Below are 13303 nucleotides of genomic sequence, written 5' to 3'. Positions count from 1 at the left end.
TCCGCACTCATCCCACACTCCAGCCTCCTCAACCCGTCGCTTCACAGCCAACTCACAGCCCCACACTGGCTACCCGCCTCGGGGACGGGGCCCCGGCCTCAGGGGCTGTGGCCGTGCTCGGACGAATGCGACCCGATGTCGTCGTCACTGGCGAGTGGTCAGGTGAGTGTTGGCCGGGGGCGTCGACCTGTCCGGCGAAGGGCGGCGCTGCCGACGCGCTCGCCGACTGGAGCGGGCCGAGGCTGATCAGTTCGTCCGGCCGGTCGCTGGCGTCCATCGGCCACACCCGACCACGAGTGCGCCCAGCCACCCCTGTCCGCGTGGTCGACCACCTGGGGAGGTCATGAGCGACGGTGTCTTCGTGCTGCTTCAGCTGTGCGGCCTCACGGCGCCACAGGGCCACGCCGCTTTCCGGTGCTGGTTTCGTGCTGACCTTTCTGTCTCAGGGGTGGGGAAACCGCAGGTCGTAGCTCTGGTTGGGTGAGTTGTCGTACCACTCGATGGTGGTCCCGATGAGGCTAGCGGCGACGATCCGTCTGATGCCGGACGAGGCCTTCGGGGCGGTTGCGGGGGAGACCATGTGCACCACTTCCAGGGTGTCTTCGGGGACGTCGGGTGTGGCCACAACGTAGGAGTCCCCAGGTCAACCGCATATGTGGCCAGCCATCACAATTAGCCCACGACTAATGTGTCCACACACCACATTGCCCGAACACCTGCCCCGCAACCCCTCCGGAACGGGGTTGCGAAGCCCTGTTGGAATTGCAGAGTTACACCTGGTTTGGGGAGGTTGTGCTGGCTCCCGTGCTGGTTTGGTGCTGACCTGAAACCCCACGTCAGCACCCCTCGCAACCCACCCCGTGCTGGTTCGGTGCTGGTTACGCTGCGTTGAGCACGACCTGTTTATGGTCGAGGTGGGGCAAAGTGGATGCGCAGGGAATCAGGCTGAGTTCTGCCTCTTGAGCCCGTTTCGCACCGGGCGTTGGTTGGCGCGCCTTGTTGATCAAATGCGAGTGCACGACCCACCCCGGCATGCCCTAGTACTCCAGCCGTAGATCGTGATCTTCATGCCTGAGTGGCTTGTCGACGGTAGTGGCTGGCCTGGGATCGGGCCTGGTGGCGGCGCCGCCAGTCGGACCAACCGAGCCGGTGGGCGGCATCGTGGACGGGTCGGACAACGAGTGTGATGAACAGGCGCTGGATCTCGTTGCAGGTGAGCGGAATGAGGGCATCGGGTGCGGGGCGGGTGTGCTCGTCTGCGCGTACGACGGCGAGGAAGGCGTGCGCGAGCATGGCGAGGGTGACCCAGCGGGACCAGGAGGCATAGCGGCGGACCTGGTGCTCCTCGAGTGCGGCCAGGCCCTTGCCCGACTGGAAGAACTCCTCCACCCGCCATCTTGATCCAGCGACTCTGACCAGCACGGTCAGCGGCACGGGTGCGCGCGAGTAGCAGCGGTAGTAGGCGAGTTCGCCGGTGCTGCGGATCAGCAGCTGACGACTCCCGGGTCGGGGGTCGGCGAGGTCGATGACTGCCCAGTCGTAGAGACGGTGGCCCTTGGCCCCGGCCCCTGCGGAGAGCTTCTGCCAGGCCCGCTTGGGCACCTTCTTGGTCAGGGTGTCCGCACGGAACCTCCCCGCCCCGGTGGTGACTTCGTGCGAGCAGGCCACCGCGAGGACGTAGCCGGTGCCGCGTTCCTCCAGTGTGGTTCGCAGCTTGGGGTTGCCGCCGTAGACCTCGTCGCCGGCGACCCATGCGGCCTGGTGGCCGGCGTCCAGGCACCGGCCAACCATACGAGTGGCCAGTTCCGGCTTGGTGGCGAAGGCGGTGTCCTGGTCGAATCCGGCATCCCGGCAGCGGTCAGGGTCGGAGGTCCATGAACGCGGGACGTACAGTTCCCGGTCCACTGCCGCGTGCCCGCGCCGGCCGGCGTAGACCAGGTAGACGGCGACCTGGGCATTTTCGATCCTGCCCGCGGTACGGGTGTACTGGCGCTGGACGCCGACCGTGTCGGTGCCCTTCTTCACGTCCCCGGTCTCGTCGACCACCAGTACCGCCTGGTCGTCGCGCAGGTGGTCCACCACGTAGTCACACACATCGTCGCGGACCCGGTCGGCGTCCCACTTGGCCCGGCCGAGCAGGTGCTGCATGCCGTCCGGGGTCCTCTCCCCGGCCCATTCGGCGATGGTCCAGCAGTTCTTGCACGGCAGGTCCGACAGCAGTCCGAGCACCAACTTCCGGACCCGGAACCGAGGTTCGACCCGTGTGAACCGTCCCGCTATCCGGCTCATCAGGCCCTCGAACGCCTCCTGCCAGCGGGCAGGGTCTACGCTGTGACCTGCGGCCACCGCGTGATCGTTTGTCTTCACACACCGATGATCAACGGGTGGCCGCACCCGTCTCCACAGCGCGTCGGGGTCGCCCAGCATCCGCCCGCCGTTCCTGTGTCAGGAGGACATGTGCAACGTGGCGAAGTCTGGTGGGTGGAGTTCGACGAGCGGCGGCCGGTCGTGCTGCTGTCGGGAGACGACGCGTCCGGGATCCGGGTGATGCAGGTCGTCGCTCGGGCGGGTGTCGACATCACCGGTCTGGGCGTCGAAGTGGCAGTAGGCGCCGTGGAAGGACTGCCCTTTGAAGGCGTGCTGCGGTTCGCGTTGCCGCGTCCGGGCTTTACCCCTTGCACGTGGCTGACCACCGTGTCCCGGGACGACCTGATCGAGCGGGCGGGCGCCCTGTCCTCCGCGAAACTCAGCGAGATAAGGAACGCCCTCCGTCTGGGTGGACTCGGGTAGGCGGAGAAGGAACCGAACGCCCGCGACGGCGTGGTCGGTCTCGTCCAGATGATCGACGCTGCCAGCTGCCTCCTCGGCGCCCCTCACGATCGAGATCACGAACTACGGCTGGAGTACTAGTGTCCTGCGCCGGAGATCCGTCGTTAGTTTATGTATGACTGCTTCTGCGGATGTGCCGGTGCCTCGTCGTGGTCCGAAGTTGGAACCGTTGTTGTTGTCTTCCGATGAGCGTGTGGTGTTGGAGCGTTGGGTCCGCAGGGCGTCATCTGCGCAGGCGGTGGCCTTGCGGGCCCGCATCGTGTTGGCGTGTGCCGGTGCTGATGTGCCGCCGATTGTCGTGGTGGCACGGGAGTTGCATATCGCGGCCGACACGGTCCGCAAGTGGCGTCGCCGGTTCCTGGCGGCCCGGCTGGACGGGCTGGTCGACGAGCCCCGGCCTGGCCGGCCACCCACCATCAGCGTTGATCAGGTGGAGGCGGTAGTGGTCGGCACGCTGGAGGAGATCCCGAAGAACGCCACTCACTGGTCGCGTTCATCGATGGCCGCCCGCAGTGGCCTGTCGAAGTCGACAGTGGGCCGGATCTGGCGGAAGTTCCAGCTAAAGCCCCATTTGAGCGACACGTTCAAGCTGTCGACGGACCCGCTGTTCGTGGAGAAGCTCTACGACGTGGTGGGGCTGTATTTCAACCCGCCCGAAGGAGCGGTGGTGCTGTCGGTGGACGAGAAGTCCCAGATCCAGGCTCTTGACCGCTCTCAGCCAGTGCTGCCGATGATGCCCGGCATGCCCGAGCGCCGCACTCACGACTATGTTCGCAACGGGCTGACCACCTTGTTCGCGGCCTTCGACGTCGCGACCGGTGAAGTCATCACCTCACTGCACCGTCGCCACCGGGCCGCGGAGTTCAAGAAGTTCCTCATCAAGATTGACAAAGAGGTCCCCGAACACCTTCAGGTCCACCTGATCTGCGACAACTACGGCACCCACAAAACCCCGGCCATCAAGACGTGGCTGGCCAAACACCCACGGTTCCACCTGCACTTCACACCCACCGGCTCCTCCTGGATCAACCAGGTTGAGCGATGGTTCGGCTTCCTCGCGGACCAGAAGATCCGCCGTGGCGCCCACAAGAGTGTGCGCTCCCTGGAAGCCGACATCCGAGCCTGGGTCAAGCAGTGGAACGAAAACCCGACCCCGTTCACCTGGACCAAGACAGCCGAAGAGATCCTCGACTCACTCGCCCGCTTCTGCCAACGGATCTCCGGCGCAGGACACTAGGGGCGAGGAGCAGCTCCAGGAGGTCGCCGGGGCCTTCGGTCTGCACCCCCTCGCCGTCGAGGATGCCGTCCACGCCCACCAGCGGCCCAAGCTGGAGCGCTACGGCGACATGCTGTTTCTCGTGCTGAAGACGATCGTCTACGTCGACCACGACAAGGCCAGCGCGACCAGCGAGATCGTCGACACCGGCGAGATCATGGTCTTCGCCGGCCCCGGCTTCGCGATCACCGTCCGCCACGGCAGCGCCCCGCCGCTCGATGACGTGCGCCGGCAGCACCAGGACGATCCGCAGCAACTGGGCTCCGGCCCCGCGGCCGTCCTGCATGCCGTGTCGGACATGGTCGTCGACCGCTACGTCGAGGTCGCGGACGCCTTCGCCGGCGACAGCGACTCCCACTCCCTGGAAGCCGAGGTCTTCTCCCCGGACCGCCCGGTGGACGCCGGGCGGATCTACCAGCTCAAGCGCGAGCTCCTCGAATTCAAGCGAGCCGTGATGCCGCTCGACGGCGCCCTGCAGCGCCTCAGTGAAGGCAACGGTCCCCGGGATTCCGTCGAAGGTCGCCACGTACTTCCGGGACGTGGCTGACCACCACCAGCGGGTCAGCGAACAGATCCTGTCCTTCGATGAACTCGTCTCCGGCATGCTCAGCGCCAGCATCGCCCAGCTCGGCGTCCAGCAGAACGCCGACATGCGCCGCATCCGCGCCTGGGCCGCACTATCGCCGTCCCCACCATGATGGTCGGCGTCTACGGCATGAACTTCGAGCACGTGCCCGAACTCAAGTCCCCGTACGGCTACCCCGCGGTCTGGGCCTTCATGGCGATCGTGTGCACGGTCATCTACCGCGCGCTGCGCCGCAACAAATGGCTCTAGCGACCCGCCCGGTGTAGGGGTAGGCAGCCGCCACGATGACTTCTCCATGGTCGAAGGGCTGTGACTGAGCATCACGGTTGGCCAGCCGAGCACACCTGTTGGCCACAAGTGAGGATCAGCCCCGTCGGTCCTCAACCGTCCAGTCGTCTCCGAGCTCGCGACGCAACGCCTTCAGCGCCGTGTCGGCCTCACGCCGGAACGATTCCTGCTGCTCACAGGTCCAAGGCGAGGGGCCCGATGGGTGGTCCCAGTCGAGTGAGGACTGGTACAGGTCGGCAAGTCTCGTGAGCTCGTTGCTGGTGGTCGGAGTGATGGGCAGTCTCTCCAGGGCGCAGGGGTACCCGTAGGGGCTGTCGAGGTCGGGCATGCCCGACGGGCCTGGCCACAACGGAGTGTCGACTCCGTACTCGAAGAAGAACCGCAGGTGATAGGGCATGCCACAGCCTTGCACGGCGCTGAGCACACGGGCGGCCAACTGAAATGCTCAGTGGCCAACTGTGGCGCTCAGTCACAAGGGCTGACAGCTCCACAGCGATCACTGCCGGGAACTCGCACGTTAGAGCATCTGTCCACAATCTCTCTCGATGGGGGCGAGGGCTGCGCGGAAGAGGTGACGTCACTGTCGTCACAAGGCTTGGACAGCCGCGCTTGCGAGGCCTAGTGCGGCGCAGACGCCGAGGGTGCGCAGGACGCTCCACCGCAGCCTGAAGATCATCAGCAGGGCTGCCGCCGTGATTGCCAGCGCGCTCGGGCGGATGCTCGCCAGGTCGGGGAGGAGGAGGTGCAGTGAGCCCCAGCCAGTCTCGTCCACCTCCTTGAAGAGGGTGTGGAAGGCGAAGTACAGGCCGAGGCTGGCGATGACTCCGACGACGGCGGCGGTGATGCCGCTCAGTGCGGCGAAGACGGAGCGGTTGCCGCGGAGGCGCTCGATGTAGGGGGCGCCGAGGAAGATGAAGAGGAAGCAGGAGGGTAAAGGTCACCCATGCGCCACCGGCTCGAAGAACACTCCAAGGAGACCGAACACCCTGGCCACGGGGACAAGGACTCAGCAGGGCTCAGGGGAACTCACGGGATGTCGCGCATTGCAGGGTAGATCCGCCCTCCGCTGGTGGCTTCCCGGACAGCGCAGGCCTGCCGTGGCGTCGACGTCGTGTGCAGCTGCGGGCCTCAGGGACGGCATCGGGCGCGACGTGACAGAGCCCGGCCGGGGTGACTGTGGACCGGCCGGGCTCTGCGTACGGGGACGAGTCGTGCTCTGGTCAGAACGTCTCGTCGTGCAGGTCCTCTTCGCGCAGCAGGTCGTCCTCGCGACTACGTGTCGCCTCTTCCTCGCCCGGCTTCTGGACCGGCTTCTGGCCCTGCTCGCGGGACGGCTTGCCCGGCTGGGGCTGCGCAGGGTCTCCGGGGCGACGGTGCTCCTGCGCCTCGCGGCCCTTGCCCGGCGCCTGATGCTTGTCCTGCGTACCGCCCATGACGGCGACTCCTCTTGATGCGTGGGGTACGGATTCCTCTCGGATCACGCTGACACGCAGCGTGACGGTCTGCATCATGTCGACTGCGAAGCGAGGCACACGGGTGACGCCCGTCCCTCGATGTGGCGGCGTCGGAAGGCGGGCCATCCCTTCAGGTCCGATGGGCACGACCTCCACCCCCACTTGCTGTCAGGAGCCCGCACCATGCTGGAGCGCACGCTGCGCAAGAACCGCACGGAGGTCACCTTTGTCCTGCCCGCTGACACCCCACCCGGCCCCGTCAGCGTGGTGGGCGATTTCAACGACTGGCAGCCCGGTGCCCACACCCTGCGGCCCCGCAAAGATGGGAGGCGGGCCATCACGGTCGAGCTGCCGAGCAAGAGCACGCATTCCTTCCGGTACCTGGCCGCCGGGGATTACTGGTTCAACGACGAGAGCGTGGGCGACCAGGACGCACCCAACAGCCGCCTGCACACCTGATCAGCCCAACCAGGCATGACCGGGCACGGCTCGTCACGTCGAGCCCGTCATTGCTCGCGCCTCGTCTGCGGGCGGGTGGGGTCGGACCTGGGCGATGACGAGGGCGTAGGCGTCGGCGGCATCAGGGCTCCAGCGCGTAGCCGTCAGCCTCATCGGCAAGCGTCAGCACCAGCTCTTGCACGCCAGGGTTGTGCCCGATCAGCATCAGCGTCCCGACCTGCGCGGGGATCTCCCGTACGACGCTCAGCAACTCCTCCGCGCTCGCCCCGTAGAGGCGTACCTCGTAGATCACCGGCATGCTGGCGCCGAACTCGGCCTCAGCTGCGACGAGGTCCCACGTCTGGCAGGCACGCCGGGCGGAGGAACACACGACGAGGTCGGGAACACAGCCGGCCTCACGCAGCCAGTGGCCGGCTGCCGGGGCCTCGCGGCGGCCGCGCGGGGCGAGCGGCCGTTCGTGGTCGGCCGGCAGTGGCCAGGCGGACTTGGCGGGCCGCAGGACGACCAGGCGCCGGGAGTTGCCTGACGTCATGGCATCGCCGGGTGCTGGTGCCCCACCTCGCGCGCGAGGTCCAGCCCGAGGATCCGGTCGAGGAAGGCGAACGTCTCGAATTTGGCACCGGCCGGCACATCGGCGCGCCCGGCCACGATGCGCAGCATGTCCAGGACGACGGGGACGCCGAGATTGTCGGCGAGTGCGGCCTGGGCCTGTCGCAGCACGTCGGCGGGGATCGGCCTGGAGGGCTCCTGCGCCCAGTCGGCCACCTGCTGCCGCCAGCGCCGCAGCATCCGCCGGGCCTCGGTGAGCCCTGCGCCGGTGACCGTGACCGGCGTGTGGTGGGCGTGCCCGAGCAACAGCATCCTTACAGCCAGCGGATCGGTCCCCGCCGGGGCGAACTCGTCCAGAAGACCCGGGGCGAGGAGAGGGGCTCCGTCCGGGACATCCCCGTCCGGAGGTGCCGGGCTGACCTGGCCCACGTCGACCCGGACTCCGCCGACCCCGTCCTGAGTGGCAGCGCCGTACGCGAGAAGGTGCACGTCGGCAGCGGCGCACAGTGTCTCGGTGAGTTGGTGTGCACCGACAGTGGCGGGCGGGTGGATGCCGAGAACGGCCATGGCGCGATCGAGTGCCTGGCCTTGCTCATGTGGCAGGTCCGGTGTGATGAGGACCGTGAGGGCCTGCAGACCACGCAGCTCCGCGGTACGCGCCAGCACGTCACCGACCAGGGGCGCCCGCAGGTCCACCGCGCCGACCCGGGTGCCGATGGCCGGCAGGTGGACACAGACGCGTAGCAGGTGGCGGTGTCCGGAAGGAATCTCCACGAAGCGGCCAGTCCGGGTGTCGGCAATGCGCAGCATGATGCGAAGGCTAGTCCTGAAAACCTCCGGTACCGGGGAGGACCTGAGCAGAACGCAGACGTTGCCGCTGCGCCCGCCAGAGGGAGGCGCAGCGACGCCCCGCCTCAGTACTCGATGGTCACTGCCCCGGCGTTTCCTCGGGTACCGTCGGCGCCCGCGGATTGGCCACCTCTGCCGCTCGCGCCGCCACCCTCCGCGTTCAGGTGCTGCTGTGAAGCTGTCGGAGGAACTGCTGGAAGGCGTGTACCTCGCGGCCGGCAAGGGGGGCGCCGTGGGCGAAGCCGACGGCCTTCACGTCCTGTGGAATGCGGGCGAGGCTGCCGGGCCGCAGATCCGGGTCTGCGGCCAGAGCCGACGGGCCCAGTGCGAACGTGCCGCGGTTGAACGCCGCGTCGCCCATGAGCACGGTGCAACTGGGTTCGTGGAGGAGGACGACGTGCCCGGGGGAGTGGCCGGGGGTGTGGACGACGCGCAGCCCGCCGCTGCCCTCCACCACGTCACGGTCGGCAACCGTGCCGTCGGGGTCCGTGGGGTTCCAGTGGAGCTTGGGCAGTCGGTCGATGAGGCGTCCCACCGGGCCGGAGCGGCCCTCGGCCGGGACGCGTCCGGCCTCCAGCCATGCCCGGTCCGCGGCGTGGATGAGGATCTGCGCGCCCGTGTGACGGCGCAGTTCGGCCGCGCCCTGGACGTGGTCGGGGTGGGCATGGGTGAGGACGACGCGTCGGATGTCGGAGGGCTTGCGGCCCAGGTCGGCCACCGCGTTCAGCAGGACGCGCGGGGCCTTGGACCAGCCGACGTCGACCAGGGTGAAGCCGTCGTCGCCGTCGACGAGGAAGGCGTTGTCGCGCTTGCTGGTGGCGATGCGGGTGACGCCGGGTGCGAGCTGGCTGTGCATGGAGCGGTTCCTAGGGTCGTGGAGTGCGGGAGTGCGGGAGCGCGGCCGGGTGGCTCCCGAAGAGGGCAGGGCGAGTTGGCGGGGTGGCGCTTGGGCACCCCGCCACCGGACTCAGCGGCCCGAGCCTGCTGGGATGGGTACGTAGCCTTCGCGGGCGAGTTTCGGCACTATGCCGCCCGCCGCGAGGATGTCGAGGACCAGCGACGGCAGTGCGCCCCCCGCCAGACGGGTTCCGGACCCGAGGTTCTCGGCCCAGCCCTCGGCGAAGTCGAGGCGGGCTGTATCGCCGTCCGTGAAGGACCGGGCGACGCCGGGCACGGTGAGCGCGGGGAGCCCGTGGTTGATGCAGTTGCGAAGGAACAGGGAGTTGAACTCCTCCGCCATCAGTGCGGCGACGCCCAGTTCACGGAAGAGAGCCGCGACGGGGCGGGAGGAGCCGAGCCCGAAGTTGCGGCCGGCCACCACGATGTCACCGGGCTGGACTTGGTCCGTCCAGCCGGGCCGCAGCTCGTAGAAGACGTGGCGCGCGGCCTCGGCCACGGGCAGTTTCATGGCGAAGGCGGGGTACATCGCGTCGGTGGTGACCGAGTCGCCGACGACCCATACGCGGCCGGTGACGAGGGTGTCCATCAGTTCAGCTCCCCTCGGGGGTCGGTGACGTGGCCGGTGAGGGCAGAGGCGGCGACGGTGGCGGGTGAGGCCATGTAGATCTCGGCGTCGGGGCTGCCCATGCGGCCGGTGAAGTTGCGGGTGGAGGAGGTGAGACACACCTCGCCGGGGGCGAGCAGGCCCATGTGGTAGCCGAAGCAGGCGCCGCAGGTGGAGTTGGTGACCACCGCTCCGGCATCCGCGAGGTCCTGGAGGTAGCCGGCGCGCATCGCGTCCTTGTAGACCTCCTGCGAAGCGGGTGTGATCAGCAACCGCACGCCGGGGGCGACCTTGCGGCCGCGCACGATGTCCGCGGCGATCCTCAGATCCTCCAGCTGTCCGTTGGCGCAGGAACCGATGAAGCACTGGTTGACCGGACGCTTCCCGATGGCCGACACCGGAAGGGAGTTGTGGCTGACGGTGCCGGGACGGGCGACATAGGGCTCAAGCGAGGACAGGTCTACGGTGCGCACCGCCGCGTACCCGGCGTCCGGGTCGGCGTCGGCGGCCCGGTACGTGGCGGGGGCGGCGCCGTGGTCGGCGAGGAAGTCGCGGGCCAGGTCGTCGATGGGGAAGGTGGAGAAGTCTGCGGAGATCTCAGCGCCTTGGGTGGCGATGGTGCGCCGGTCGTTCATCGGTACCGAGGCCAGGCCGGTCCCGCCGTACTCGATGTTGTGGTTGGTGGCGTCTCCGTAGGTACCGGCGATGTACAGGAAGATGTCCTTGCCGGATACGGCGGTGGGCTTGGTGCCGGTGAACTCGTAGCGGATCGTGGGGGCGGCCTGGAACCAGGTCTTGCCGGTGCACAGGATCGAGTACACCTCGGCCGGGCCGAGGCCGCGGGCGGCGGTGTTGTACGCCCCGGCCGCGCAGGTGTGGGAGTCGGTGCACGCGAGGATCTCGCCGGGGCGGGCGAGCCCGTTCTCGGCGATGACCTGGTGGCAGATGCCGTGGCGGCCGACGTCGTAGAACCTCTCGATGTCGAAGTCGCGGGCGAAGGCCCGGGCGTGGGTGCCGCCTATCGCGTCGTGCACGTTCGGTGCGGGAACCGCGTGGTCCATGATGACCGCGACCTTGTCCGGGTCGTTGATCTTCAGGGGCTGGACCCAGCCGGTGGCGAACTGAAGGTCGATCATGGCCGTCATGTCGACGTCGCAGACCACTGTGTCGCCGGGCTTCACGTGTTCCACGCCGGCCTTCCGGGCGAGGATCTTCTCCATCATGGTCATGCCCATCAGGCGACGTCCTTCGAGCGATCGCGGTAGCGCTCGCCGATCGAGGCCCATTCGCGCAGGCCGACGAGTTCGAACAGGCCCTGCGGGTCGGGGGTGGCCTCGGGGATGGTGCCGCCGAGACGGTCCAGGGCGTCAAGCCCGTGCAGGACGTAGGGGGCGAGGAGGGCGCCGGGGTGGATGGCGATGCGGTAGCCGAGTTCGGCCAACCGGTCGGGCGCGGTGTCGGGGGTGAGCCCGCCCTGCACCATGTTGATCAGCAGGGGGACGCCGACCTCGGCGGCGATCCTTTCGATCTCCTCGGCGCTCTGCGGGGCCTCGACGAAGATGACGTCGGCCCCCGCCTCCGCGTACCGGCACGCCCGGTCGATCGCCTCGGTCAGCCCCAGCGGACCGCGGGCGTCGGTCCGGGCGATGATGACGAAATCGGGGTCGGTACGGGCCTGCAGCGCGGCGTCGAGCTTGTCCGTGAACTCCGCCGCACTGAGCAGTTCCTTGTCGGGGAGGTGTCCGCACCTCTTGGGGAACGCCTGATCCTCGAGGTGGAGGGCGGCCACGCCGGCCCTCTCGTACTCGCGCACGGTACGGGCCACGTTCATCGGTGCTCCGTAGCCGGTGTCCGCGTCCGCGATGAGCGGGATGCCGTCGAGTACGGCGGCGACGGCTCGGGCCCGGTCGGTCATCTCGGTCTGGGTGAGCAGCCCGATGTCGGGCAGCCCGTACCCGGCGACGGACACGCCCGCGCCGCTCAGATAGGCGGCCTTGAAACCGGTGCGCGCGACGAGGTGGGCCGAGAGGCCGTCGAAGACCCCGGGAGCGGTGATCAGGCCGTCCTGGGCCAGCAGCGAACGCAACCGGCCGCCGGCGGTGAGAGGAGAACTGGGCTGGGGCATGAGGAGTCCTTTGGGGTGAATGGCGTTCAGCCGAGGGCGCCGCGCGCCGGGGCGGCGAGGAGATCCACCAGGGGGCCGAGGTCGGCCTGGCCTTCGAGGTCCAGGACGATCTGCTCGATCCGTGCCGCCCGGCCGGGATCGACGACCTGGGCGGTCAGCGCCCGGTACTTCTCGCGGATCTCGGCGTTGGTGAGTGGGTCGTCGGGGCCGCCGTGCGGCTGGTTGAGGGCCCGCGTGAGCACCTCCCCACCGCGCAGGGTGAGGGTGAGGCGGGTGTTGTAGCCGGGCTGGCCCCAGGCCGGTTCGTGCTGTTCGTCGACCTGGTGGACCTGGGTGCGGCCGATCAGTTCCCACAGGTCGTCGGCGTCCAGCCGGGAGGGTGTGAACTGTTCGGGGCGCACATGACCGTCCAGGAGGGCGGCGGCAGTGGCGTAGGCGATGTTCATCTGGGCGCCGATGGCGGTCAGCGGGCGCTCCGGGGTCCACCAGCCGTGGTGGTAGATGGCGTGCGGCACCTCGATGCGGATCGCCTCGATGCCCCGGGCGGTCAGTTTGCGTCCGTCCGTGAGCGCGATTGCGGCGTCGATCGCGGGATGCAGGCCGCCCATCGCCGCGTGGATCTTCACGGTGATCTTCTCGGTGTTCCACTCCGACCCCAGGTTCTTGGTGATCTGGGAGGCGTCAGGGTCGTGGCCCTCGCCGAAGGTCGAGAGGAATCCGCCGTACTCGCGTTCGAAGACCCGCTTGATGCCGGTGTAGCCGCTCTGTGCGAGCCCGGCGGCGTAGAAGCCGTTGCGGGAGGCGAAGCCGTGGTGCATGCGCTTGGACATGGCCTCGTACTGGGCGGCCATCAGGCCGGCGGACTGGGTGCCCGCGAGGCCCAGTGCGTCCTCGAACTGCGCGGCGTTCAGGCCGCGGAGCACGCCGGAGGCGGCGGCCGCCGCGTGGGTGCCGAAGACGGATCCGGAGTGCCACCCCCGCGAGAGCATCTCCGGGCCGCCCAGGGCGAGACCCACCCGGGTGCCGGTCTCGAAGCCCAGGACCGTCGCCCGGAGGAAGTCCGCGCCGCGTACCGGGACGCCCTGGGAGGCGGTGGACAGCAGGGCGGGGAGCACCAGGGAGGTGCTGTGCAGCGGGGCTGCCGGGTAGTAGTCGTCGAGTTCGAAGCCCTGGATGAAAGTGCCGTTGAGTACGGCGGCAGCCGGGCCACTGGTGGTGCGACCCCAGCCGATCACCGGGGTGTTCCCGCTTCCTTCCAGGGGGAGGACTGCCTCCACGGCGGTCCTCGACCAGGGCAGCTGGGCCCCGATCAGCGCGCAGCCCAGTCCGTCGAGGATCAGGTGTGCGGCCCTCTCCCGCACCTGCGCGGGGATCGCTCCAGTGT

Annotated in this window: 17 protein-coding genes and 1 pseudogene; 6 read left to right on the top strand and 12 right to left on the bottom strand. The window is 68.6% G+C overall.

The window, feature by feature from the left end; genetic code table 11:
* Positions 1-442: 442 nt before the first annotated feature.
* Both OG299_RS05085 and OG299_RS05080 read right to left on the bottom strand, forming a co-directional pair.
* On the bottom strand, positions 443-625 hold the full coding sequence (locus tag OG299_RS05085; RefSeq protein WP_327364695.1) for a hypothetical protein: 183 nt from the start codon (positions 623-625) through the stop codon (positions 443-445).
* Between the two features lie 440 nt (positions 626-1065).
* Positions 1066-2289: an IS701 family transposase gene (locus OG299_RS05080; protein WP_327364457.1), complete on the bottom strand. Its 1224-nt coding sequence runs from the start codon at positions 2287-2289 to the stop codon at positions 1066-1068.
* Between the two features lie 192 nt (positions 2290-2481).
* Here OG299_RS05080 and OG299_RS05075 point away from each other — a divergent pair, with 192 nt between their 5' ends.
* The 5 genes and pseudogenes from OG299_RS05075 (at position 2482) to OG299_RS05055 (ending at position 4940) form a co-directional block, all read left to right on the top strand.
* Positions 2482-2790, top strand: a complete 309-nt coding sequence (locus tag OG299_RS05075; protein WP_327360647.1) for a type II toxin-antitoxin system PemK/MazF family toxin — start codon at positions 2482-2484, stop codon at positions 2788-2790.
* 154 nt (positions 2791-2944) lie between these two features.
* Entirely contained in the window at positions 2945-4066 is a 1122-nt protein-coding gene (locus OG299_RS05070; protein WP_327280728.1) for an IS630 family transposase, read from the top strand.
* 16 nt (positions 4067-4082) lie between these two features.
* Positions 4083-4652: pseudogene (locus OG299_RS05065) on the top strand (CorA family divalent cation transporter); the annotation flags it as partial.
* Positions 4645-4803, top strand: coding sequence for a hypothetical protein (locus OG299_RS05060; RefSeq protein WP_327360646.1), 159 nt, complete (start codon positions 4645-4647; stop codon positions 4801-4803). The pseudogene OG299_RS05065 and the gene OG299_RS05060, both read left to right, overlap by 8 nt.
* A complete protein-coding gene (locus tag OG299_RS05055) occupies positions 4800-4940 on the top strand; it encodes a CorA family divalent cation transporter (protein WP_327360645.1) in 141 nt (46 codons plus the stop codon). Before OG299_RS05060 ends, OG299_RS05055 begins: the two co-directional genes overlap by 4 nt.
* Positions 4941-5055: 115 nt before the next feature.
* On the opposite strand, the gene OG299_RS05050 is transcribed toward OG299_RS05055, so the two are convergent.
* The 3 genes from OG299_RS05050 to OG299_RS05045 form a co-directional block, all read right to left on the bottom strand.
* On the bottom strand, positions 5056-5376 hold the full coding sequence (locus OG299_RS05050; RefSeq protein ID WP_327360644.1) for an immunity protein CdiI family protein: 321 nt from the start codon (positions 5374-5376) through the stop codon (positions 5056-5058).
* Between the two features lie 189 nt (positions 5377-5565).
* The gene (locus tag OG299_RS42675) at positions 5566-5871 is read right to left on the bottom strand and encodes a chromate transporter (RefSeq protein WP_442817580.1); all 306 of its coding nucleotides are present in this window, start codon (positions 5869-5871) and stop codon (positions 5566-5568) included.
* A 328-nt stretch (positions 5872-6199) separates the two neighbouring features.
* Entirely contained in the window at positions 6200-6412 is a 213-nt protein-coding gene (locus OG299_RS05045; RefSeq protein WP_327360643.1) for a hypothetical protein, read from the bottom strand.
* 204 nt (positions 6413-6616) lie between these two features.
* Between OG299_RS05045 and OG299_RS05040 the strand changes: the two genes are divergently transcribed.
* Positions 6617-6892 carry an isoamylase early set domain-containing protein gene (locus OG299_RS05040; protein WP_327360642.1) on the top strand — a complete coding sequence of 92 codons (276 nt, stop codon included), beginning with the start codon at positions 6617-6619 and terminating at the stop codon, positions 6890-6892.
* Between the two features lie 121 nt (positions 6893-7013).
* On the opposite strand, the gene OG299_RS05035 is transcribed toward OG299_RS05040, so the two are convergent.
* From OG299_RS05035 to OG299_RS05005, 7 genes are all read right to left on the bottom strand, one after another.
* On the bottom strand, positions 7014-7424 hold the full coding sequence (locus OG299_RS05035) for a SixA phosphatase family protein (protein WP_327360641.1): 411 nt from the start codon (positions 7422-7424) through the stop codon (positions 7014-7016).
* The gene (locus tag OG299_RS05030) at positions 7421-8251 is read right to left on the bottom strand and encodes a cysteine--tRNA ligase (protein ID WP_327360640.1); all 831 of its coding nucleotides are present in this window, start codon (positions 8249-8251) and stop codon (positions 7421-7423) included. The genes OG299_RS05035 and OG299_RS05030 overlap by 4 nt, the downstream gene beginning before the upstream one ends.
* Positions 8252-8450: 199 nt before the next feature.
* Positions 8451-9146 carry an MBL fold metallo-hydrolase gene (locus OG299_RS05025; RefSeq protein ID WP_327360639.1) on the bottom strand — a complete coding sequence of 232 codons (696 nt, stop codon included), beginning with the start codon at positions 9144-9146 and terminating at the stop codon, positions 8451-8453.
* 111 nt (positions 9147-9257) lie between these two features.
* The gene (locus OG299_RS05020; protein ID WP_327360638.1) at positions 9258-9776 is read right to left on the bottom strand and encodes a LeuD/DmdB family oxidoreductase small subunit; all 519 of its coding nucleotides are present in this window, start codon (positions 9774-9776) and stop codon (positions 9258-9260) included.
* Positions 9776-11029: a 3-isopropylmalate dehydratase large subunit gene (locus tag OG299_RS05015; RefSeq protein WP_327360637.1), complete on the bottom strand. Its 1254-nt coding sequence runs from the start codon at positions 11027-11029 to the stop codon at positions 9776-9778. The genes OG299_RS05020 and OG299_RS05015 overlap by 1 nt, the downstream gene beginning before the upstream one ends.
* Positions 11029-11919 carry an isocitrate lyase/PEP mutase family protein gene (locus OG299_RS05010; protein ID WP_327360636.1) on the bottom strand — a complete coding sequence of 297 codons (891 nt, stop codon included), beginning with the start codon at positions 11917-11919 and terminating at the stop codon, positions 11029-11031. The genes OG299_RS05015 and OG299_RS05010 overlap by 1 nt, the downstream gene beginning before the upstream one ends.
* A gap of 26 nt (positions 11920-11945) precedes the next feature.
* Positions 11946-13280: an MmgE/PrpD family protein gene (locus OG299_RS05005; protein WP_327360635.1), complete on the bottom strand. Its 1335-nt coding sequence runs from the start codon at positions 13278-13280 to the stop codon at positions 11946-11948.
* Between the last annotated feature and the right edge of the window lie 23 nt (positions 13281-13303).

This window comes from Streptomyces sp. NBC_01296, from assembly GCF_035984415.1.
Taxonomy (GTDB): Bacteria; Actinomycetota; Actinomycetes; order Streptomycetales; family Streptomycetaceae; genus Streptomyces.
This window is presented reverse-complemented; position numbering and strand designations above follow the sequence as displayed.

Excerpts from the sequence above, each read along its gene's own strand:
- OG299_RS05045 (WP_327360643.1), bottom strand. The coding sequence starts at position 6,412 with ATGGGCGGTACGCAGGACAAGCATCAGGCGCCGGGCAAGGGCCGCGAG.
- OG299_RS05010 (WP_327360636.1), bottom strand. The coding sequence starts at position 11,919 with ATGCCCCAGCCCAGTTCTCCTCTCACCGCCGGCGGCCGGTTGCGTTCG.
- OG299_RS05025 (WP_327360639.1), bottom strand. The coding sequence starts at position 9,146 with ATGCACAGCCAGCTCGCACCCGGCGTCACCCGCATCGCCACCAGCAAG.
- OG299_RS05040 (WP_327360642.1), top strand. The coding sequence starts at position 6,617 with ATGCTGGAGCGCACGCTGCGCAAGAACCGCACGGAGGTCACCTTTGTC.
- OG299_RS05080 (WP_327364457.1), bottom strand. The coding sequence starts at position 2,289 with ATGAGCCGGATAGCGGGACGGTTCACACGGGTCGAACCTCGGTTCCGG.
- OG299_RS05030 (WP_327360640.1), bottom strand. The coding sequence starts at position 8,251 with ATGCTGCGCATTGCCGACACCCGGACTGGCCGCTTCGTGGAGATTCCT.
- OG299_RS05050 (WP_327360644.1), bottom strand. The coding sequence starts at position 5,376 with ATGCCCTATCACCTGCGGTTCTTCTTCGAGTACGGAGTCGACACTCCG.
- OG299_RS05055 (WP_327360645.1), top strand. The coding sequence starts at position 4,800 with ATGATGGTCGGCGTCTACGGCATGAACTTCGAGCACGTGCCCGAACTC.
- OG299_RS05035 (WP_327360641.1), bottom strand. The coding sequence starts at position 7,424 with ATGACGTCAGGCAACTCCCGGCGCCTGGTCGTCCTGCGGCCCGCCAAG.
- OG299_RS05070 (WP_327280728.1), top strand. The coding sequence starts at position 2,945 with ATGACTGCTTCTGCGGATGTGCCGGTGCCTCGTCGTGGTCCGAAGTTG.
- OG299_RS05020 (WP_327360638.1), bottom strand. The coding sequence starts at position 9,776 with ATGGACACCCTCGTCACCGGCCGCGTATGGGTCGTCGGCGACTCGGTC.
- OG299_RS05015 (WP_327360637.1), bottom strand. The coding sequence starts at position 11,029 with ATGGGCATGACCATGATGGAGAAGATCCTCGCCCGGAAGGCCGGCGTG.